Origin of the sequence: Demequina sp. NBRC 110054 (genome assembly GCF_002090115.1) — a bacterium.
Lineage (GTDB): Bacteria > Actinomycetota > Actinomycetes > Actinomycetales > Demequinaceae > Demequina.
The window spans coordinates 525,301-546,662 of the sequence record NZ_BBRK01000004.1; the positions used below are offsets into that span (position 1 = coordinate 525,301).

At 70.7% G+C, this 21,362-nt stretch carries 19 protein-coding genes; 9 read left to right on the forward strand and 10 right to left on the reverse strand.

Translation table 11 applies throughout. The features are described from left to right. Positions 1 to 9: 9 nt before the first annotated feature. The 6 genes from B7K23_RS02435 to B7K23_RS02460 all read right to left on the reverse strand — a co-directional run bounded on the left by B7K23_RS02435 (position 10) and on the right by B7K23_RS02460 (position 6,011). A complete protein-coding gene (locus B7K23_RS02435) occupies positions 10 to 777 on the reverse strand; it encodes an ABC transporter permease (RefSeq protein WP_084124788.1) in 768 nt (255 codons plus the stop codon). Beyond that, positions 774 to 1,580, reverse strand: coding sequence for an ABC transporter ATP-binding protein (locus tag B7K23_RS02440; RefSeq protein ID WP_084124790.1), 807 nt, complete (start codon positions 1,578 to 1,580; stop codon positions 774 to 776). The genes B7K23_RS02435 and B7K23_RS02440 overlap by 4 nt, the downstream gene beginning before the upstream one ends. Next, the gene (locus B7K23_RS02445; protein ID WP_234996386.1) at positions 1,577 to 2,449 is read right to left on the reverse strand and encodes an ABC transporter permease; all 873 of its coding nucleotides are present in this window, start codon (positions 2,447 to 2,449) and stop codon (positions 1,577 to 1,579) included. Before B7K23_RS02445 ends, B7K23_RS02440 begins: the two co-directional genes overlap by 4 nt. 14 nt (positions 2,450 to 2,463) lie before the next feature. After that, on the reverse strand, positions 2,464 to 3,480 hold the full coding sequence (locus B7K23_RS02450) for a TIGR03842 family LLM class F420-dependent oxidoreductase (RefSeq protein WP_084124794.1): 1,017 nt from the start codon (positions 3,478 to 3,480) through the stop codon (positions 2,464 to 2,466). A 200-nt stretch (positions 3,481 to 3,680) separates the two neighbouring features. Further along, complete coding sequence (gene hydA / locus B7K23_RS02455; protein WP_084124797.1) at positions 3,681 to 5,117, reverse strand: dihydropyrimidinase; 1,437 nt, start codon at positions 5,115 to 5,117, stop codon at positions 3,681 to 3,683. Between the two features lie 45 nt (positions 5,118 to 5,162). Further along, positions 5,163 to 6,011 carry a nitrilase-related carbon-nitrogen hydrolase gene (locus tag B7K23_RS02460; protein ID WP_084124799.1) on the reverse strand — a complete coding sequence of 283 codons (849 nt, stop codon included), beginning with the start codon at positions 6,009 to 6,011 and terminating at the stop codon, positions 5,163 to 5,165. 169 nt (positions 6,012 to 6,180) lie between these two features. Here B7K23_RS02460 and B7K23_RS02465 point away from each other — a divergent pair, with 169 nt between their 5' ends. The 4 genes from B7K23_RS02465 to B7K23_RS02480 all read left to right on the forward strand — a co-directional run bounded on the left by B7K23_RS02465 (position 6,181) and on the right by B7K23_RS02480 (position 10,559). After that, entirely contained in the window at positions 6,181 to 7,569 is a 1,389-nt protein-coding gene (locus tag B7K23_RS02465; protein WP_084124801.1) for a PLP-dependent aminotransferase family protein, read from the forward strand. Between the two features lie 120 nt (positions 7,570 to 7,689). Continuing rightward, on the forward strand, positions 7,690 to 8,730 hold the full coding sequence (locus B7K23_RS02470; RefSeq protein ID WP_084124803.1) for a putative F420-0 ABC transporter substrate-binding protein: 1,041 nt from the start codon (positions 7,690 to 7,692) through the stop codon (positions 8,728 to 8,730). Positions 8,731 to 8,733: 3 nt separating this feature from the next. Then, a complete protein-coding gene (locus B7K23_RS02475) occupies positions 8,734 to 9,780 on the forward strand; it encodes an iron chelate uptake ABC transporter family permease subunit (RefSeq protein WP_084124805.1) in 1,047 nt (348 codons plus the stop codon). Beyond that, on the forward strand, positions 9,771 to 10,559 hold the full coding sequence (locus tag B7K23_RS02480) for an ABC transporter ATP-binding protein (protein WP_084124807.1): 789 nt from the start codon (positions 9,771 to 9,773) through the stop codon (positions 10,557 to 10,559). Before B7K23_RS02475 ends, B7K23_RS02480 begins: the two co-directional genes overlap by 10 nt. 65 nt (positions 10,560 to 10,624) lie before the next feature. Here the strand turns inward: B7K23_RS02480 and B7K23_RS02485 are convergent, their stop codons facing one another. Further along, entirely contained in the window at positions 10,625 to 11,656 is a 1,032-nt protein-coding gene (locus B7K23_RS02485) for a TIGR03557 family F420-dependent LLM class oxidoreductase (protein ID WP_234996388.1), read from the reverse strand. 113 nt (positions 11,657 to 11,769) lie between these two features. Continuing rightward, positions 11,770 to 12,336, reverse strand: a complete 567-nt coding sequence (locus tag B7K23_RS02490; protein WP_084126080.1) for a rhodanese-like domain-containing protein — start codon at positions 12,334 to 12,336, stop codon at positions 11,770 to 11,772. An 84-nt stretch (positions 12,337 to 12,420) separates the two neighbouring features. Here B7K23_RS02490 and B7K23_RS02495 point away from each other — a divergent pair, with 84 nt between their 5' ends. Continuing rightward, on the forward strand, positions 12,421 to 12,810 hold the full coding sequence (locus B7K23_RS02495; protein ID WP_084124809.1) for a nuclear transport factor 2 family protein: 390 nt from the start codon (positions 12,421 to 12,423) through the stop codon (positions 12,808 to 12,810). Between the two features lie 20 nt (positions 12,811 to 12,830). Here the strand turns inward: B7K23_RS02495 and B7K23_RS02500 are convergent, their stop codons facing one another. Then, the gene (locus B7K23_RS02500; protein ID WP_084124811.1) at positions 12,831 to 14,507 is read right to left on the reverse strand and encodes a M15 family metallopeptidase; all 1,677 of its coding nucleotides are present in this window, start codon (positions 14,505 to 14,507) and stop codon (positions 12,831 to 12,833) included. Positions 14,508 to 14,971: 464 nt separating this feature from the next. Here B7K23_RS02500 and dnaK point away from each other — a divergent pair, with 464 nt between their 5' ends. From dnaK to B7K23_RS02520, 4 genes are all read left to right on the forward strand, one after another. Next, positions 14,972 to 16,843: a molecular chaperone DnaK gene (dnaK, locus tag B7K23_RS02505; protein WP_084124813.1), complete on the forward strand. Its 1,872-nt coding sequence runs from the start codon at positions 14,972 to 14,974 to the stop codon at positions 16,841 to 16,843. 79 nt (positions 16,844 to 16,922) lie between these two features. Then, a complete protein-coding gene (gene grpE, locus B7K23_RS02510) occupies positions 16,923 to 17,522 on the forward strand; it encodes a nucleotide exchange factor GrpE (RefSeq protein WP_084124815.1) in 600 nt (199 codons plus the stop codon). 31 nt (positions 17,523 to 17,553) lie between these two features. Then, positions 17,554 to 18,492, forward strand: coding sequence for a DnaJ C-terminal domain-containing protein (locus B7K23_RS02515; RefSeq protein WP_084124817.1), 939 nt, complete (start codon positions 17,554 to 17,556; stop codon positions 18,490 to 18,492). Positions 18,493 to 18,509: 17 nt separating this feature from the next. Then, on the forward strand, positions 18,510 to 18,920 hold the full coding sequence (locus tag B7K23_RS02520) for a heat shock protein transcriptional repressor HspR (protein ID WP_084124819.1): 411 nt from the start codon (positions 18,510 to 18,512) through the stop codon (positions 18,918 to 18,920). Between the two features lie 93 nt (positions 18,921 to 19,013). On the opposite strand, the gene B7K23_RS02525 is transcribed toward B7K23_RS02520, so the two are convergent. Beyond that, a complete protein-coding gene (locus tag B7K23_RS02525; RefSeq protein ID WP_084124821.1) occupies positions 19,014 to 21,347 on the reverse strand; it encodes a bifunctional diguanylate cyclase/phosphodiesterase in 2,334 nt (777 codons plus the stop codon). Between the last annotated feature and the right edge of the window lie 15 nt (positions 21,348 to 21,362).

A 21,362-nucleotide genomic window follows, 5' to 3' on the forward strand; every position in this document is an offset into this window, starting at 1 on the left:
CGCCGGGGCCTATCTCCCGCTCCGTTGCCGGTGCGCGAAGCTCTCAAGTGCCGCGGTGACGCCATAGAAGACGGCACCGAGCAGGACCGCGCCGAGCACGTACGACCAGGCGACGGTGTAGTTGCTCGCTGCGGCGGATGATGTGATGGCTCGACCGAGGCCCTTGGCGGGCCCTCCGAAGTACTCGGCGATGAGTGCGGAGATGACGGCGAGCGAGGATCCGATCTTGAGGCCCGTGAGCACGTACGGCACGGCTCCGGGGATGAGGAGGATGCGGTTCGTCTGCTCCTTCGTCGCAGCATACGAACGCATGAGGTCGCGGTGCACGGGCTCCGCCTGGCGGAGGCCGTGCAGCGTGTTGAGGTACATCGGGACGAACACGGCGACGGCCGCGACGAGCTGACGGCCCGTCTCCTCGGCTGCGCCGTACATCGCATAGAAGATCGGCGCGAGCGCGACGATCGGGATGACCGCGAGCGCCGCGACGAGCGGCACGAGCATGCGGTCGAGGAAGCCCAGCGCGTTCGCCATGATCGCGACGAAGATTCCGGCCACGGCGCCGATCGCGAGGCCGATGAGGGCGTTGAGCCCGGTCGCCATGCTGGCGCTGAGGATGTTGGAGACGCCGTCGGCGAAGGCACCTGCGATGCCGACGGGGCTGGGCACGAGGAACGGCTCGACATTGAACGCCACGACGAGCGCCTGCCACAGCGCGAGCGCGAGCACCCCGAGCGCGACGGGCGCAAGGAAGGTGCGTGCGGTCGAGCCGGCGTTCATCGGTTCTCCACCCCGCGGGCGCCCTCGGGGGCCTCGCCGTGAAGCGCGGTGCGCACCGCGGTCACGCCGTCGTAGAAGGTCGAGGCCTCGCGCAGGTCCTCGTTGCGGTCGCCGAGCTTGACGTCGATGATCTCGGTGATCCGGCCTGGTCGGGGCGACATCACGACCACGCGGTCGGACAGGAAGACCGCCTCCGGGATCGAGTGCGTGACGAAGATGACGGCCGCGCCGGTCTCCTGGCACAGCGCGACGAGCTCGTTCTGCATGTGCTCGCGCGTGATCTCGTCGAGCGCGCCGAACGGCTCGTCCATGAGGAGCAGGCGCGGGCGCTCCGCGAGCGAGCGGGCGATCGCGACGCGCTGCTTCATGCCGCCCGACAGCTGGTCGGGGCGGTGGTCGGCGAAGTCGGCCAGGCCGATCAGCTCGAGCAGCTCGTCCGAGCGCTCCTTCTTGTCCCGCGCCTCCCAGCCATGGATCTCGAGCGGCAGCTCGATATTCGCGCGGACCGAGCGCCACGGGAGCAGGCCGGCCTGCTGGAACGCGATGCCGTAGTCCTGGTCCTTGCGGGCCTGCTCGGGGGTCTTGCCGAAGACCGTGATCTCGCCCGAGGTGATCGAGTCGAGGTCGGCCACGAGGCGCATGAGCGTCGACTTGCCGCAGCCCGAGGGCCCGATGAGCGACACGAACTCGCCCGCCGCGACGTCGAGGCTCACGTCGGACAGCGCGTGCACCTCTCCCGCCTTGCGGCTCGTGAAGATCTTGTCGACCTTGTCGACGTGGACGGCGATTCGGGCCTCGCTCATGCGGGGACCTCTCCTCTCGTGTAGCGCCTCAGGCCGACGCCGATGAGTGCGACAAGGCCCGCGGAGACGAGCCCGATCAGCACGGCACCGAGGATGGGCGCGTAGGTCTTGGCGGGGTCGCCGCTCGCGGTGGCGGCGAACTCGATGATCATGCGGCCGATGCCGCCGCCCAGTCCGATCGAGACCTCGGCGACGACGGTGCCGACCACGGCGTTCGCGGCGGCGAGCCGCAGGGCCGGCATCAGGTACGGGACGGACGACGGCAGGCGCAGCTTGCGCAGCGTGGTCCACCAGGACGCGGAGTACGCGCGGAACAGGTCGATGTCCGCGGTCTCGGGGGACTTCAACCCTCGCAGCGCCGAGACCGCGACCGGGAAGAACGCGAGGTACGACGCGATCACCGCGACGGACATCCAGTTCTCCCACTGGAACGAGCCGATCGTGATCTCGGAGCCCCACCGCTTGACGAGGGGTGCGATCGCGATGAGCGGCACGGTCTGGCTCAGCACGACCCACGGCAGCACCGCGGACTCGGCGGTGATCCACCGCTGCATGAGCAGCGCGAGACCCAGCCCGAACGTGACGCCGATGAGCCAGCCGAGCGCGGCGATGCCGAGCGAGAAAGCGGCGGCCTGGAGCACCGCCCACCACAGCATGTCGGCGCCCTCGGCACGCGTCACGGGCTCGAACAGCCTCGCGAGCACGTCCCAGCTGTGAGGCATGGCGATGTCGGTGGTGCGCGGGAAGATGATGAGATCGCCGATCGCGATCCCGTCCTCCGGGCCGAGCCACTTGTAGGTCTCCCACAGCAGCACGGCCGCGACGACGCCCGCGATCCCCCACAGGATCCCGCTCGCCCGCTTCGACATCGTCATCCCTCGTCTCAGATCTTGGCCGTGATGGCCTCGGACAGCGCGGGGATGACCTTCTCGCCGTACACGCGCAGGGTCTCCTCCTTGTTGTCGTGCTGGAGGTACCCCGCGAACTGGGTCACGCCGACGTCGCGCAGCGCCTCGAGCTTCGCGATGTGCTCGTCCGCGGTGCCGAGGACGCAGAAGCGGTCCACGATCTCGTCGGGCACGAACTCGGCGTGCGAGTTGCCCGCGCGGCCGTGCTCGTTGTAGTCGTAGCCCTTGCGGCCCTCGATGTACTCCGCGAGCGCGGTAGGGATCGACCCCTCGTTGCCGTACTTCTCGACGATGTCAGCGACGTGGTTGCCGACCATGCCGCCGAACCAGCGGCACTGCTCGCGCATGTGCGCCCAGTCCTCGCCGATGTACATGGGTCCGGAGATGCAGAACTCGAGGCTCTCGGGGTCCTTGCCGGCATTCGACGCGTTGGTCTTGACCGTGTCGATCATCCACTTCGCGATGTCGACGTCCGCGCACTGGAGGATGAAGCCGTCGCCGACCTCGCCCGCGGCCTTGAGCGCGAGCGGGCCGTAGCCGGCCACCCACACCTCGAGCTCGGAGGTCTTCGCCCACGGGAACTGGAGCGTCGAGCCGTTGTGCTCGACGGGGCGGCAGTTGGCGAGCTCGCGGATGACCTCGATCGACCGGCGCATCTCCTTGACCGAGACGGGCTTGCCGTTGAGGACGCGGACCGCGGAGTCGCCGCGTCCGATGCCGCACACCGTGCGGTTGCCGTACATCTCGTTGAGCGTCGCGAAGGTCGACGCGGTCACGGTCCAGTCGCGCGTGGCGGGGTTGGTGACGTAGGGGCCGACCTTGATCCGGTGCGTCTCGGCGAGGATCGCGCTGTAGATGACGTAGGGCTCCTGCCACAGCAGGTGCGAGTCGAAGGTCCACGCGTAGCCGAAGCCGTAGGTCTCGGCGAGCTTGGCGAGCGCGACGGTCCGCTGCGCGGGTGGGTCGGTCTGGAGGACGACTCCGAAGTCCATGGGTGCTTCCTCTCGGGTTGCCGCCGGGTCGGCGCGGGGAAGGGGGTGAGGCATCGGGACGATGCGGTGATCGGGTGGGGCCGCGGGATCGGGACGATGCCGTGGCCGGGTGGTGCGGGGACGATGCCGATTCGAGCGGATCGCGGGTCCCGCCCCAGGAGGACTCGGGGCGGGAGCCGCGGATGCTCCGGTGAGAGCTGTCAGATCAGGTACTGCGAGAGCCCGCGCTTGAGGTACGAGCCGTGGCCCTTCGTGCCGTGGAACTCGCCGCCCTCGACCAGGACGTTGCCGCGGGACAGGACGACGTCGACGTGGCCGTCGACCTCGAAGCCCTCCCAGGCCGAGTGATCCATGTTCATGTGGTGGGTCTTGCCGACGCCGATCGAGGTGTGGCCGTTCGGGTCGTAGACCACGATGTCCGCGTCAGCGCCGGGCTGGATGACGCCCTTCTTGCCGTACAGGCCGAACATCCGGGCGGGGGTGGTCGAGGTGAGCTCGACCCAGCGCTCGAGCGTGATCTCGCCGGTGACGACGCCTTGGTAGAGCAGGTCCATGCGGTGCTCGACCGAGCCGATGCCGTTGGGGATCTTGCGGAAGTCGCCCAGGCCGAGCTCCTTCTGGTCCTTCATGCAGAACGGGCAGTGGTCGGTCGAGACCATCTGGAGGTCGTTCGTGCGCAGGCCGTTCCACATCGCGTCCTGGTGCTGCTCCTCCTTGGAGCGCACCGGGGTCGAGCACACGTACTTCGCGCCCTCGAATGCGCCCCACTCCTCGCTCGTCGCGCCGAGGTGGTCCTCGAGCGACATGTAGAGGTACTGGGGGCAGGTCTCGGCGAAGACGTTCTGGCCGCCGTCGCGGGCGGTCGCGATCTGGGCGAGCGCCTGCTTGGCGGACACGTGCACGACGTACAGCGGGGCGCCCGTGATGTTGCCGAGCATGATCGCGCGGTGGGTCGCCTCCTCCTCGGCCTGCCACACGCGGGCGACGCCGTGGTAGTACGGGTCGGTCTTGCCCTGCGCGACGAGCTGCTCCGCGATGACGTCGATCACGGGGCCGTTCTCGGCGTGCATCATCGTCATGAGGCCGGTGTCCGCGGCGATCTGCATCGCCTTCAGGATCTGCGCGTCGTCCGAGTGGAAGACGCCCGGGTAGGCCATGAACATCTTGAAGGACGTGACGCCCTCGTCGACGAGCTTGGGCAGCGCCGCGAGCGCGTCCTCGTCGGCGCCGCCGATGATCTGGTGGAAGCCGTAGTCGACGAACGTGTTGCCGTTCGCGAGCTCGTGCCACGCGGCGAGGCCGTCCTCGACCTTCTCGCCGGTCTTCTGGACCGCGAAGTCGATGATCGAGGTGGTGCCGCCCCAGGCCGCGGCCTTGGTGCCCGTCTCGAAGGTGTCCGACGCGGACGTGCCGCCGAACGGCAGCTGCATGTGGGTGTGCGCGTCGACGCCGCCGGGGATGACGTACTTGCCGGTCGCGTCGATCACGCGGTCGACGGTCGACGGCAGGTCGTGCCCGAGCGAGGTCGAGCCGGGCTGGAGGACGGCGACGATGGTCTCGTCGTCCACGAGGACGTCGGCCAGGACGCGGCCGGTGGCGGAGACGACGGTTCCGCCCTTGATCAGCGTGGTGCTCATGGTGCTCCTTGACTGGGGATGAGGAGGGGGCTGCGGGGCGGGGACTTACGGCGCGGTGATCTCGCCGTACGAATCGGGGCGGCGGTCGCGGTAGAACTGCCAGTCGTCGCGCATCTGCTGGACGAGGTCCATGTCGAGCTCGCGGATCATGAGCTCCTCCTCCTCGCCGGAGCCGAGCTCGCCGACGTAGTTGCCGCGCGGGTCGACGATCTGCGACTTGCCGTAGAAGTTCACCGCCTCGTCGCCGTACTCGTTGTCCTCGAGCCCGACGCGGTTGGGCGCGAGCACGTAGTAGCCGTTGGCGACGGCCGCGGCGGGCTGCTCGATCTCCCACAGGCGGTTGGACAGGCCCGGCTTGGTGGCGTTGGGGTTGAAGGCCAGGTGGGCGCCGTTCAGGCCCAGCTCGCGCCAGCCCTCGGGGAAGTGGCGGTCGTAGCAGATGACGACGCCGACCTTGCCGACCGCGGTGTCGAACACGGGGTAGCCCATGTTGCCGGGGCGGAAGTAGAACTTCTCCCAGAACTTGTCGACGTGCGGGATGTGGTTCTTGCGGTACTTGCCCTTGATGGTGCCGTCCGCATCGACCACGACCGCGGTGTTGTAGTACACCCCCGTCATGTCCTCCTCGTAGATGGGGAGGATCATCACCATGCTGAACTCCTTCGCGAGCGCGGCGAAGCGCTGCACGATGGGGCCGTCGGCCGGCTCGGCGTACCGGTAGTACTTCTTGTCCTGCGTGATCCCGAAGTAAGGGCCGTAGAAGAGCTCCTGGAAGCAGATGACGTCGGCTCCCTGCGCGGCCGCGTCACGGACGAACTGCTCGTGCTTGTCGAGCATGGACTCCTTGTCGCCGGTCCATGTGGTCTGCGTGATCGCTGCCTTGATGACAGTCATGGTTCACCTGCTCCCGTGAGGTTGTGGAGAGGCCGGTGCTGCGAATGCGCCGCCGACGCTCGATCAATGACTGTTACTCTCGGGCTTGAACATTTCTCCTCTGTTACTCGCCGCGAAATGTCTCGTTACGCCGCGGGAACAATACGGATACGAAACCCCAGGTGATCGCATGGAGCTCGAGCAGCTCGTCGCGGAGATCGACGACGCGAGCCCCCAGGGGATCGCCGCGGCGCTGTCCCTGCTCATCCGCACGGGCGAGCTCGCGCCCGGCTCGAGGCTCCCCACCGTGCGGGCCGTCGCGGCCGCGCTCGGCGTGAGCCCCGGCACGGTCAGCGCCGCCTGGAGCGGCCTCGCGGGCGCCGGCCTGCTCGCGACGCGCGGCCGCGCGGGCTCGTTCGTCCTCGAGCAGCCGACCCCGTGGCTCACCCCGCATTCGCACGCGCTCGCGGACCGGGCACCGTCGCCGACGGGGTCGTCGCCCCGCCTCGACCTCGCGACCGGCATGCCCGATCCGGCGCTCCTGCCCGACCTCAAGACGAGCCTCGACCGCGCGCTGCCGCGCCACGCGAGCGTCACCTCGTACCTCCAGCCCCCGCTCATCCCGGACCTCGAGGGCCCGCTGCGCGCGCTGTGGCCGTACTCCCCGCCGAGCCTCACCGTGGTGGACGGCGCGATGGACGGCATGGAGCGGGCGCTGCGCGCCGTCGCGCGCTTCGGGGACCGCGTGGTCGTCGAGACGCCGACGTTCCCGATGCTCCTGGACCTCCTCGAGCACCTGCGGCTCATGGCGGTGCCCGCCGCGATGGACGACCACGGGATGCTTCCCGGATCGCTCGAGGCCGCGCTCGGCTCCCGTCCGGCGGCCGTAGTCCTGCAGCCCCGCGCGCACAATCCGACCGGCGCCTCCCTCACCGCGAGCCGCGCCGAGGAGCTCGCGGGCGTGCTCGCGCGCCACCGGCACGGGAGGGACGCCGTCATCATCGAGGACGACGCGAGCGGCCTCATCACGGCCGCGCCCAAGGTGAGCCTCGGCCAGCACCTGCCGCACCGCACGCTGCACATCCTCGGCTTCTCCAAGTCGCACGGCCCCGACCTGCGGATCGCCGCGCTCGGAGGTCCCGCGGGTGCGATCGAGCGCATCATCGCCCATCGCGTCCTCGGGCCCGGCTGGACCTCGCGCATGACCCAGGCGATGCTCCACCACCTGCTCGAGGACCGCGACGCGGTCGCGACCGTGCGCCGTGCGCGCTACGTGTACTTCACGCGCCAGCGCGAGCTCACCGCGGGGCTGCGCGCCGTCGGGGTGGACGTCGCCCCGTCGGACGGACTCAACATCTGGGTGCCGGTGCGCAGCGAGCACGCCGCTCAGGTGGCCCTCGCCGCGCACGGGATCAGCGTGAGCCTCGGCAGCGCCTTCCAGGTGGGCGACGACGACAGCCCGCTCGCGGACGTCCCTGGCCCGCACCGCGGCGCCCACATCCGCGTGAGCCTCGGCCAGTACGGCGAGGGCTTCCCCGGGCTCGCGGCGGCGATCGGCAGGGCCGCGCAACAAGGCTGACACACGGCGTGGCTATGCTGACACCCAGGGCCCCAGCCGGGTGTGGCATGGTGCGCCGTCCAGACTGGGGCGGCAGGTCCTCGTCTCGTCATCGTCGTCACGATCCTCAAGGACCCCCGCATGCCACGCCCCTCCCTGCCCTCCCTCGTCGCACTCACGGGCCTCGCCGCCCTGTCGCTCGCCGCCTGCTCCGCCGCCGACACGGAGGAGGCGACGGCCACCTCGAGCGACGCCGTCGCCTCCGCATCGTCCCCGGCCACCGAGGACGCGGCCACGGAGACCGCGACCTACCCCGTGACCGTCGACAACTGCGGATTCGCACTCACCGTCGAGTCGGCCCCCGAGCGCATCGTCGCCGTGAAGTCCACGACCACCGAGCTGCTGCTGTCGCTCGGGCTGGGCGACCGCATCGTCGGCGCCGCGTTCCTCGACGGCGACATCGACCTCCCCTACACGAACGACGTGCCCGAGGTCGAGGTGCTGTCCGACTTCCTGCCCGGCCAGGAGGCGGCGCTCGCGCTCGAGCCCGACATGATCTTCGGCGGCTGGGAATCCAACTTCTCCGCCGAGGGCGTGGGTGAGCGCGACGTCCTCGCCGAGCGCGGCATCGGCTCCTACGTGGCCCCGTCGGCGTGCAAGGAGGAGGGCTACATGCCCGACCCGCTGACGTTCGATGAGCTGTTCGCCGAGATCGAGGAGGCCGGCGCCGTGTTCGGCGCGACCGAGGCGGCCTCGGAGCTCGTCGCCGCGATGCAGGCCGACCTCGACTCCGTCGTCGCCGACGACCGCGGCCTCACGGCCCTCTGGTACTCGTCGGGCGACGACTCCCCGTACGTCGGCGCCTCGCTCGGGGCCCCGCAGATGATGATGGACGCCGCGGGGCTCACCAATGTCGTGGACGTCGACGACACGTGGACCTCCGTGACCTGGGAGTCGGTCGTCGCGGCCGACCCCGACGTGATCGTCCTGATCGACGCGAGCTGGAACACCGCCGAGTCGAAGATCGAGGCGCTCGAGGCCAACGCCGCGACCGCGAGCCTGTCCGCCGTCGAGGACGAGCGCTACGTGATCGTGCCGTTCGCCGCGGGCGAGGCTGGCGTCCGCAACGCCGCGGCGGTGCTGTCGATCGTCGAGCAGCTCGGCGAGATCGAGGTCGACTGACCCATGGAGACGCGTCGGCTGCGCTCGCCCGCGGTGGTCCTCACCGCGCTCGCGGCGCTGCTGGCCGTCTCCGTGGTGGTCGCGGTGGCGATCGGCGTCGCGGGCCTCACGCCCGGTCAGGTGTGGGACGTGATCCTGCTGCACGCGGGGCTGAGCCCCGCGACGACTCCTTCTGACACGAACGATGCGATCGTGTGGGGCATCCGCCTGCCGCGCGTGCTCACGGCGGCGCTGGTCGGCGCCGGCCTCGCGGTCGCGGGAGTCGTCATGCAGGGCGTCACGCGCAACCCGCTCGCCGATCCGTACCTGCTCGGGCTGTCGTCGGGCGCGTCGCTCGGCGCTGTCGCGGTGCTGCTGCTCGGGATCGGCTCGGCGGTCGCGACCACCGTCGCGCTGCCCGTCGCCGCGTTCCTCGGGGCGCTCGTCGCGCTCGTCGCCGCGCTCGGCGTCGCACGGCTCGCGGGGGCGATCACGCCGACGACGGCCGTGTTGGCGGGACTCGCGATGTCGCAGCTCTTCGCGGCCGTGACGTCGCTCGTCATCGTCGTCGCGGCCAAGGGCGACTCGTACCGCGAGGTCCTCAACTGGCTGCTCGGCTCGCTCGCCGGATCCTCGTGGACGACGGTGGCGGTCGCCCTGATCGCCCTCGTCGCGATCTACCCGCTGCTGCGCGCGTACGCCTCGCGGCTCGACGCCTTCGCACTCGGCGAGCCCGCCGCGCAGGCCCTGGGCATCAACACGCGGCGGACGTACCTCGTGCTGTTCGTGCTCGTCGCGGCGCTCACCGGCGCGATGGTGTCCACGTCTGGCGCGATCGGCTTCGTCGGGCTCGTCCTGCCGCACGTCGTGCGCGCCGTCACCGGAGGCCTGCATCGCAGGGTGCTGCCCGCGGCAGCGCTCGGCGGCGCGATCTTCCTGGTGTGGGCCGACACGCTCGCGCGCACCGTCCTGGACCCGCGCGAGATCCCCGTCGGCGTGGTCACCGCGCTCATCGGCGTCCCCGTCTTCGTGCTCGTGCTGTGGCGGTCCGGGAGGTCGTCATGGAGCTGACCGTGTCCTCCCTCTCCGCCGCGCGCGGGCACCGCGAGGTGCTCAGCGACGTGTCCTTCTCCGCCGGCCCCGGCGAGGTGGTGGGGCTGCTCGGCCCCAACGGCGCGGGCAAGTCGACGCTGCTCGGCGCGATCGCGGGCGTGCTCGCGCCCGTGGCGGGCGAGGTGCGGGTCGGCGACCTGGTCGCGCATCGCGCCGGGCGCCGCGAGATGGCTCGACGCGTCGCCCTCATGGAGCAGCAGGCCGACCGCGACATCCCGCTCACCGCGCTCGAGATCGTCGAGCTCGGCTCGCTGCCGCATCACGCGCTCGGCCGTGGCGACCACGCGCAGCGGACCGCGGAGGCGCGCGCCGCGCTGGCCTCAGTCGGGGCGTCCGCGCTCGCCGACCGCCGCTGGCGCACGCTGTCAGGGGGCGAGCGGCAGCGCGTCAGCGTCGCCCGGGCGCTCGCGCAGCGGCCGCAGCTGCTCCTGCTCGACGAGCCCACCAACCACCTCGACGTCACCGCGCAGCTCGACACCCTCGACTTCGTGTCGGGGCTCGGGATCACCGTGGTCGCGGCGCTGCACGATCTCAATCACGCGGCTCGCTGGTGCACACGCGTCGTCGTCCTGTCGCGCGGGCGGGTCGCGGCCGAGGGGGCGCCCGCGGAGGTGCTCACCGCCGACACGCTCGCCGAGGTCTACGGCGTGCACGCGACCGTGCTCACCCACCCGGGCGACGGACGTCCCGTGATCGCGTTCGACGGGACGATGGACGGGCGCCCGCCCCAAGGCTGAACCACGGACTGGGCTTGGCCGGTGGCCGGCGCGACGGGCGCATCGTCCGTGGCGCGCGCCCCCGTCTACCGCGTGAGGGCGGGCAGCACCTCCGCGCCGAACGCGTCGAGGAACTCTCGCTGGTTGCGCCCCACCTGGTGCAGGTAGATCCGGTCGAAGCCAAGGTCCAGATGGCGCTGGATGCTCGCGCGATGCTCATCGAGGTCGTCGCTGATCAGGACTCGCCCCTCGAAGTCCTCGGGGCGGACCAGGCGCGCGAGCTGCTGCATCTCGTAGGGCGAGCGGACGTCGGAGTGCGAGAAGCGCATGGCCCCGTTGGGCCACTCGGTCAGCGCATGGGTCAGGGCCTCGTCGAGGCTGGGCGCCCAGGAGACGTGCAGCTGAAGGACCTTGGGGCTCGCCGCGGGGTCCTTGCCGGCCTCTCGCACGCCCTTGTCGAAGCTCGCGAGCAGCTGCTCGAGGCGGTCCGGGGGCGCCCCGACGGTGATGAGGCCGTCGGCGCTGCGGCCGGCCCTGCGCGCCGCCACCGGGCCCGCGGCGGCGACCAAGAGCGGCGGGGCGACCTCGGGCATCGTCCACAGCCGGGTCGACTCGAGCTTGTAGTAGGTGCCCGTGTGGCGCGTGTCGCGCCCCGCGAGCGAGGACTCGAAGAGCTTGCGGATGATGTCGACGGCCTCGAACATCCGGTTGATGCGCTCGGGCGGCTCGGGCCAGTACTCCCCTACGACGTGCTCGTTGATGGCCTCGCCGCTGCCCAGGCCCAGCCAGTGGCGTCCCGGGTGCAGCGCCGCGAGCGTCGCGGACGCCTGGGCGACCATCGCGGGATGCCAGCGGAAAGTCGGGGTGGTGACGCCGGGCCCCAGGTCGCCGGTCGTGTGCTCGCCGATCGCCGACAGCACGTTCCACGCGAACGACGCCTGGCCCTGCTGCGGGGTCCACGGCTGGAAGTGGTCGGCGGCCATGGTGCCGCTGAAGCCGCGGGACTCGGCGTAGGCGCTGAGCTCGACCGCCTCGCGCGGCGGGAACTGCGCGAGCATCGCGGTGTAGCCGATCGTCGCGTCGCGCATCGTCACCTCCCGCAGCGTCCCGTCCGGCATCGTCCCTCCTCAGCGCTCTGCCCGATCCTATGCGCCCTGGAATCGCACCAGGCCCGCGATCAGGCCCGATTCCGGGCGCGACGCGATTCCAGGGTGCACCAGGGGCGCGCCGCTCAGCAGTCGCAGGCGATGCGCGTGCCCGGGGCTCCGATGCCGCTGATCGGCAGCCCCGCGACCTCGGCGCCCGCCGCCGCGACCGGCGTCGTGAGCAGGTCGGGCGCGAGCGTCGCGTCGATAGTCACCGCCGCGCCCGTCGCGGCGTCGCGGGCGACGCGGTCGACGGGAAGCCCCTCGCGCGCCCAGTACTCGAAGCCGCCGAGCATCTCCTTCACCGGGTAGCCGAGCTCGGAGATGATGAGGCCCGCACGCGTCGCGCCGTTGCAGCCGGGACCCCAGCAGTAGACGACGAACGAGGTGCCCTCCGGGTAGGCCGGGATGCAGTCGGCCATCTCGGGCTTGGGCATGTGGAGCGCCCCGCGGACGTGGCCCTGATCCCACGCGGCCTGATTGCGCGTGTCGATGAGCACGAAGCCGGGGTCGCCCGACTCGAGAGCGGCGTGCACGTCGGAGCAGTCGGTCTCGAAGGCAAGGCGCGCGGCGAAGTGCGCGGCGGCGGCTCGGGTGTCGGGTGACGTGGCGGTCGCGGACGGTGCCGGCGACGAGGTGGGGACGTTCTCCATGTCCTGAAGGTACGCGCGCCACCCGGTGCCGGTCGAGAGCAAGGTGGCGCCGCATCGTCCACGGCCCGGCGCTACCGTGGCCGCATGGCCCTCACCTCGTCGCAGACCGTCGACCGCTACTGGGAGCTCATGCGCTCGAACGACTTCCACTCGGTCGGCGAGGTGCTCCACGACGACTTCACGTGCGCGTGGCCGCAGTCGCACGAGCTGATCCGCGGCGCGGAGAGGTTCGCGCGCCTCAACGAGGAGTACCCGGCCGACGGCGCATGGACCTTCACGGTCGAACGGCTCGTGAGCCAGGACGATGCGGTGGTCACCGACACGGTCGTGTCCGACGGGACGGTGACGGCCCGCGTCGTCTCCTTCTTCACCGTCGCCGAGGGACGCATCGTCCATCTGCGCGAGTACTGGCCCGACGACTACCCCGCCCCTGAGGGCCGCGCGCACCTGGTCGAGGCCCTGCCCCACGCCTGAGCGGGCGTCGGGCCCCGAGATCAGAGCGAGCTCTTCACGTGGTCCAGGTAGTCGGGCTCCGAGGGCATCTGGGCCTCGGCGACGCCGGGCGCCACGAACTCGAGGTGCCACCACTCCGGCTTGGAGCCGCCTGAGCGCGCCCACGTCGGGTGCACCCAGCCGTAGTCCGCGCCGTTCGCGGTGAGCCACGCGGCGGAGGCCGCGTCGAGGTCGACCGCCATGCCCCAGCCGTGGTTCGAGGTGCCGGGCGTGGCGGCGAGATAGCCCTTGCGCGCCTTCGTCGTCACCTGGCTCGCGTACGAGCGGTACGAGTCCGTCAGGGTCAGGTTCTGTCCGGTCTGCGCGCGGTAGGCCGCGTTGGCAGCGGCGAGCGCGTCCGCGGCGTCGCAGTGGAGCTGGTGGCCCGACGCGAAGGGGATGCTGCACATCTCCGAGGAGACGACGCGGCCGTTGGCGCCGGTGACCCCCGTCGGCTGCCCGCTCCAACCGCCCTGGTTGGCCGCGACGGCCGCGCGGAAGTTCGCCGTGGCGGCTGCCTGCGCGTCCTTCTTGGCCTGCTCGTACTGCTTCTCGAGCTTCGCGTTCTTCTTGTCGATGCGCGTGTTCTCCGCCTTGACCCACTTCTTGTGGGACGTGGAGAGGTCCTCGAGCGCGGCATCGACCTTCTTCGCGGCCTTGCTCACCTTGGTCGCGTGCGCCTCGAGGGACTCGACGTCGTCGCGGTCGACCTTCTCCTCGATGGCGGCCTTGAGGTTCTGACGCGCCTTCTTGGCGGCGTCCACCGTCGAGGGGTCAGCGACGTCGTCGCCCACAGCCTTCAGCATCTGCTTGGACTCCCGGAGGCCGCTGCGGGCGTCGTCGACGTCGCCGTCGAGGCTGCCCTGGGCCTCCTCGAGCACGGCCTGATCGGTCGCGACGGCGACCTCGTCGACGACGCGGGTGACCTCGAGCGCGGCCTTGTCGAGAGCCGCGGCGGCCCGCTCGAGCTCCGCGGTGGCCTCGCGCACAGCGTCGAGGTTCCGCTCCTCGCCGTCGAGCACCTTCTGGACCTCGGGATCGGCGACGACCTGCTTGTCGACGTCGGTCGAGACGGCCTCCTCGACGGAGGTGTCGACAGCCGACGTGGCCTCGAGCGAGGCCTCGATCTTGCGCGTGTTGGCGACCGCGAGCGCGGACTCCGCGGACACCTCCAGCTGGTTGCCGGTCGCGGTGACCGTCGGCTCGGCGCTGGGCTCTGCGGTCGCCTCGGCGCTGGCCTCAGTGGACGCGCTGGCGACCGGCGCGGAGTCCGCGTCGTCCCCCTCGCCCTGCGCGCCCGTCGACTCGATCGCGGCCACGACGCCGACGACGTCGGCGGCCCTGGTCAGGAACGGCGCCTCAGGCACCTCGAGGACGATGTTGTAGATCTCGGCGGCCGAGGTGGCCCTGGTGACGGTCGAGTCGAGATCGCCGATCGCGTTCGAGACCTCCTCCGCGGACAGGTGGGAGCTCGCGGCGCCGCTCGCGACCCTCGCCCTGTCGAGCGAGAGCGCAAGACCGTCGCGCTTGGCCTCGACCTCGCGCGCGGCCTGGCTCGCCTCAAGGAGGGCTGCCTCGACCGTGGCGCTGTGGGCGGCGGCGGCTCCGCCACCGAGACCGAGAAACGCGACCACCGTGGCGGTCGCGACGTTGAGAAGACGAATCTGAGGAAACTTCATAGGCAGTTCAGCAGGCCCAGGGGGATGGGCGTATGCACTCCATGGATAGACGAAAGCGTCAATCTTAAACGAGAACGCATGTCAATCCAACTTTGATAACGCGACACGCCGGGGATCAGCGCGTGCTAGGGGCAGGTGATGCGATAAAGGCGAAGGCCTCGTGGGCCACTCCTCGGGTCGCAGCTTCACCCTCAACGATCCGCGTCCCCCATGCGTGCCGGCAAGCGTAGGTGCGATACCTCACAAGTACTGAAAACCGCGATACGCGTACGGAAACCCCCTAATTCGGACACGCGCCGTCCCTCCACGACAGCGGTCGACCGCAGAACTTGAGCAGACTTCGCTCAACTTTGGCCGCCTCGGCTTGACATGCCCCAGCACTGTGGATAACTTGAGTGCAGGTCGCTCAACTATCGAGCGAGCAGTCAACGTGGCGGCACCGTGCCGCTGATGGAGGTACACACATGTCCCGTGCAGTGGGAATCGACCTGGGCACCACGAACTCGTGCGTCGCCGTCCTCGAGGGCGGCGAGCCCACCGTCATCGCGAACGCCGAGGGCGCCCGCACCACCCCGTCGGTGGTCGCGTTCTCGAAGACCGGCGAGGTCCTCGTCGGCGCGATCGCCAAGCGCCAGGCGGTCACGAACGTCGACCGCACCATCTCCTCGGTGAAGCGCCACATGGGCACCGACTGGTCGCAGGAGATCGACGACAAGAAGTACACCGCGCAGGAGATCTCCGCGCGCATCCTCGGCAAGCTCAAGCGCGACGCAGAGGAGTACCTCGGCGAGAAGGTCACCGAGGCAGTCATCACCGTCCCGGCGTACTTCAACGACGCCGAGCGCCAGGCGACCAAGGACGCGGGCGAGATCGCGGGCCTCAAGGTCCAGCGCATCGTCAACGAGCCCACCGCCGCGGCCCTCGCGTACGGCCTCGACAAGGGCAAGGAGGACGAGCTCATCCTGGTCTTCGACCTCGGTGGAGGCACGTTCGATGTCTCGCTGCTCGAGGTCGGCAAGGACGAGGACGACTTCTCGACCATCCAGGTGAAGGCGACCGCAGGCGACAACCGCCTCGGCGGCGACGACTGGGACCAGCGCATCGTCGACCACCTGGTCAAGGAGGTCAAGAACAACGAGGGCGTGGACCTCGCCAAGGACAAGGCCGCCCTGCAGCGACTCCGCGAGGCCGCCGAGCAGGCGAAGAAGGAGCTGTCGTCGGCGCAGTCGACCCAGATCTCCCTCCAGTACCTGTCGATCGGCGAGAACGGCCCCGTCCACCTGGACACGCGGCTCACCCGCGCGCAGTTCGAGCAGATGTCGCAGGACCTCCTCGAGCGCACCAAGGCTCCGTTCCACCAGGTCATCAAGGACGCCGGCATCAAGCTGTCCGACATCGACCACGTGGTCCTGGTCGGCGGCTCGACCCGCATGCCCGCGGTGTCCGAGGTCGTCAAGGAGCTGACCGGCGGTCAGGAGCCCAACAAGGGCGTGAACCCGGACGAGGTCGTCGCCGTCGGCGCCGCGCTTCAGGCCGGCGTCATCTCCGGCGAGCGCAAGGACGTCCTCCTCATCGACGTCACGCCGCTGAGCCTCGGCATCGAGACCAAGGGCGGCGTCATGACCTCCCTGATCGAGCGCAACACCGCGATCCCGACCAAGTCCTCCGAGGTCTTCTCGACCGCCGAGGACAACCAGCCCTCCGTGCTGGTGCAGGTCTACCAGGGTGAGCGTCAGTTCGCCCGCGACAACAAGCTGCTCGGCACCTTCGAGCTGTCGGGCATCGCCCCTGCCCCGCGCGGCATGCCCCAGATCGAGGTCACCTTCGACATCGACGCGAACGGCATCGTCCACGTGTCGGCGAAGGACCGCGGCACCGGCAAGGAGCAGTCCATCACCGTGACCGGCGGCTCGGCCCTGTCCAAGGAGGACATCGACCGCATGGTCAAGGACGCCGAGGAGCACGCGGAGGAGGACAAGAAGCGCCGCGAGGACGCCGAGACCCGCAACAACGCCGAGACCTTCGCGTACTCGACCGAGAAGATCCTGTCCGAGAACGAGGACAAGGTCTCCTCCGAGATCGCCGACGACGTCAAGGCCGCGATCGCCGACGTGAAGTCCGCCCTCGAGGGCGACGACACCGAGGCCGTCAAGACCGCGCACGAGGCGCTCGTCGAGAAGGCGCAGAAGATCGGCGAGGCCGTCTACGCGGCCGAGCAGGCCGAGGGCGTGAACGTCGACGCGGACTCCGCGGCGCAGGCGGCCTCGGGCCAGCCGGCCTCGGACGACGAGGTCGTCGACGCCGAGATCGTCGACGACGAGGACGACAAGAAGTAACGCGCGCGGCGGGCGCCCGGCGGTCAACGCCGCGGCGCCCGCCGTCCGTGCTTCCCACCCGCCTCGCAAGGAGACAGACATGAACGACGAGAACCCCACCCCCGAGTCCGAGGACCCGATGGCCCAGGCCGAGCGGATCATCAACGACGCGGCGGCGAGCGTGCCCGAGGGCACGTTCCTCGACGAGGACAAGGACGGCCAGGACGACCTCCAGGCCGACGAGGCCGCGGCGGACGACGCTCTCGACGCCGCCCAGGCGAAGGCCGCCGAGCACCTCGCGGACCTCCAGCGCCTCCAGGCCGAGTACGTCAACTACCGCAAGCGCGTGGACCGCGACCGCGAGCTCATCGCGACGAACGCCACGTCCAAGGCCGTCGAGGCGCTCATCCCGGTGCTCGACGACATCGCCGCCGCGCGCGAGCACGGCGACCTCGCGGACGGTCCCTTCGCGTCGATCGCCGAGAAGCTCGAGACGACGCTCGGCCGCCTCGGCTGGGCGAGCTTCGGATCCATCGGCGAGGTGTTCGACCCGGTCCACCACGAGGCGCTGCTCTCGCAGCCCAGCACGGACGTCGAGGAGCCGACCATCATCACCGTCGCGCAGCCGGGGCACCGCATCGGCGACCGCGTCATCCGTCCGGCCCGCGTGATCGTGGCGCAGCCCGAGGACCAGGCATAATCCGCACTACTCTCAAGGAAGGAGGCAGGACATGACGAGCCAGGACTGGTTCAGCAAGGACTTCTACAAGGTGCTCGGCGTATCCAAGGACGCCTCCGCCGAGGAGATCAAAAAGGCCTACCGCAAGCTCGCCAAGGACCTCCACCCCGACCGCAACCCGGGCGACACCGCCTCGGAGCAGCGGTTCAAGGAGGTCGGCGAGGCCTACGGCGTGCTGTCGGACGCCGAGCAGCGCAAGCAGTACGACGCGATCCGCGCCATGGGCGGGGGCGCACGCTTCCAGGCGGGCGGCCCCGGCGGTGGCGGCTACGAGGACGTGTTCTCCGGCATGTTCGGCGGCGGCGCGGGCGGCGGCCAGTACCGTGCCCAGGGCTTCGAGGACCTCCTGGGCAACCTCTTCGGAGGCGGCGGGCGCGGCCCGGTCAAGGGCAACGACGTCGCCGCGGCCACCGAGGTGAGCTTCCGCCAGGCCGCGGAGGGCGCGACCGTGTCGCTCCGCATGGACACCGGGAGCGTCTCGACCCGCCTTCCGGTGGGCGTCAAGGACGGTCAGAAGATCCGCCTGCGCGGCAAGGGCCGCCCCGGCGCGAACGGCGGCCCGGCGGGAGACCTGCTGCTCACCGTGCACGTGGCCAAGCACCCGGTGTTCAGCATGGACGGCAAGAACCTCAAGGTCCGGCTGCCGATCTCGTACGACGAGGCGGTGCTCGGCGCCGCGGTCGAGGTGCCGACGCTCGACGGCCAGCGCGTCAAGGTGAAGGTGCCCGCGGGCACCTCGTCCGGCACGACGCTGCGCGTCAAGGGACGCGGCCTGCAGGCCAAGGACGGCGCGGGAGACCTCCTCGCGACCGTCGAGATCGTCGCGCCGTCGAAGCTGTCGAAGATCGCGAAGGAGCTTCTCCAGAAGTTCGCGCTCGAGACCTCGAAGGACGACCCCCGCAAGGACCTCTACAAGGACGCCGCACGCTGACCTGAAGGAGCACGCGCATGGAGCAGCCGGACGTCGACGAGCCGGTCTTCCTCATCTCCGCCGCCGCGGAGCTGGCCGGCATGCACCCTCAGACCCTGCGCCAGTACGACAGGCTCGGCCTCGTCGTCCCGCAGCGCCGCCCCGGCGGCGGGCGCCGGTACTCGCTGCGCCACGTGGCGATGCTGCGCGAGATCCAGCGCATGAGCCAGGAGGAGGGCATCAACCTCGCCGGGATCAAGCGCATCATGCACCTGGCTCAGGAGGTGCAGCGGCTCGAGAAGGAGGTCGAGCGCCTCCGCCCCCGCGCCGACGTGGGCTCGCGCATCTTCACGACCGGCCCGAGCGGCAACGTCGTGATCGTCGAGCGAGGCAAGCGCGCGCGGCGAGACGAGGGCAGGTCCCTCGTGCTCTGGCGCCGCGAGGGCTGACGGCCGCTCTCCGCGACGGCTGAGGCCACCGCCGGCAGTCACCTGTCCGCGTGGGGGCCGGACCCTGCGGCCAGGACTCGTCCGCGTCGACGGCTACGACACGTCCGCGTCGACCCCGACCCACGTGTCGGTCGCGCGCTCACCCGAACGCGCGCAGTAGGCGGCGAACCACGACTCGAAGTCCGCGACCGGCAGCGGACGCGTCCAGTGGTAGCCCTGCGCGGCGTCGCAGCCCATCGCGGTGAGCGCCTCGGCCACGCTGGCCTCCTCGATGCCCTCGGCCACCACGCGCAGCCCCAGGGCGTGCACCAGGTCGATCGTGGATCGGACGATCGAGGCCGAGCGGTCGTCGAGCAGCAGCTGGAGCACGAACGAACGATCGATCTTCACCTCGTCGACGTCGAGCTCGCGGAGATAGGTCAGCGACGAGTAGCCGGTGCCGTAGTCGTCGATCGCCGACCGCACGCCGAGCGCGCGGAGGGCGGGAAGGACGATGCGGGCACGCTCGCGGTCCTCGAGCAGCGCCTGCTCCGTGATCTCGACCTGGAGCGCCGAGCCCGGAAGCCCATACGACGCGAGCAGGTTCTTCATCTCGCGCGGCCGCTCGGTGCCCGAGAAGGCCTGGGCGGGGACGTTCACCGCGATCGGCAGGTCGATCCCGACCGCACGCCAACGCGCCGCCTGTTGAGCGGCCGAGTGAAGCACCCAGACTGTGAGGTCGGTCATCAGCCCCGCGCTCGAGGCGAGCGGCAGGAAGCCCTGCGGGTACACCGTGCCGATCCCCGGGCGCTCCCAGCGCACGAGCGCCTCGACGCCTTCGACCTCGCCGGTCGCGAGCGTGATCTTGGGCTGGAAGTGCAGCACGAGCTCGCCCGTGGCGATCGCGCGGCGCAGCTCCGCGACGCGCTGGAGCCTGTCCTCGCCCGCCATGTCGATCTCGCGGTCGAAGACCGCGACCCCGAGCCCCTCTGCCTTGGCGCGGTACATCGCGATGTCCGCGCGGCGAAGCAGCACCGAGAGCTCGTTGCCGTCGTGCGGCGCGGTCGAGATCCCGATGCTCACTCCCAGGGCCACCGCGGTGCCCTCGACAAGGAACGGGAGGGAGAGCGCGGAGCGCAGCCGATCCGCGACCTCCTCGGCGACATCCGCGCACGCCCCGGGGACGAAGACCGCGAACTCGTCTCCGCCGAGGCGTCCCATGAGGACATCCGCGCCAGCGGCCGCCTTGGCGAGTCGCTCGGCCACCGCACGCAGCACCTGGTCACCTGCGTCGTGACCGAGGCTGTCGTTGACCTCCTTGAAGCCGTCGAGGTCGGCGTGCAGGAGCGCCGCGTCGCGGTCCTCGGGCTTGTCCGTGAGCACGCGCTCGACCTCCGCCGTCCATCCGCGGCGGTTCATCAGCCCGGTGAGATCGTCGGTCACCGCGTCGCGCTGCGCGTCCATGAGCTCGAGCGTGCGCCGCACGGTGCCCGTCAGGCGGTTGAGCACGCCGCCCATCGCCGTGAGCGCCATGGCGACCGTGAGCACCGGCATGTCCCCGACCGCGCCGACGGTGAGCGTCGTGGTCGCGATGACGAGCGTCGCGCCGGGGACCACGAGCAGTCCCCTGCGGCTCGCGACGGCCCCCGTACGGTTGCGTCCGGGCACCCACGCCGCCATCGTGAGCAGAAGCCCGCTGAGCGGCCACAGCGAGTCGAGCACGCCACCCTCGACGTAGAGGTCTGTGGCGAGCATGTTCCAGTACCAGAGGTCGGCGGCTGCGGCGACGACCATCGAGATCGCGATGAGGAGGAGCGCGCCGGAGCGTCGCAGGCCCACGAGCACCATGCCGACCACTGCGATGAGCATGACGAACGTGTCACCGACCGGATACGCAGCACCCACGACCACCGCGAAGGGCCCACCCGAGAGCGTCCCGTTGAGCGGTGCGAGGAACACCGCGCCGACGAAGCCGCCGACGGCGAGCGCGAGCATGATGGCGTCGCCCCACACGACCCGGGGGATGCCACGGACTCGCCTCGTGACGAAGACGACGACGGCCGCGATCGCCAAGGGGTAGTAGGCGAGGTAGACGGCATCCGCGATCGAGGGGAAGGCCTCGGCGTCGTGGCCGGCCACCAGGAGGAGGTAGAGCAGGTCGCCGCTCGCGGAGCAGACCTGCGCCGCCCCAAGCAGGAGCCAGACCGCGCGGTCGCCGTCGCCACGCGCACCGCGCGCAAGGATCAGGGCGGCGCCGGCGTACATGAGCACCAGGTACAGGACCGTGTCCCGCAGCGGGTGGTCACCGGGCCCGATCGCGACGAGCGACACGAGGTACACCAGCCAGCCCGCGCTGAGCGCTCCGAGCGCGATGAGGGCGACGGGAGGCACACTGCTCACGCCAGTCGCGCGCAGCCCGCCGCGCGCGAGTTCGATGCCTCCGGTCATGCGGTTCCTATCGGC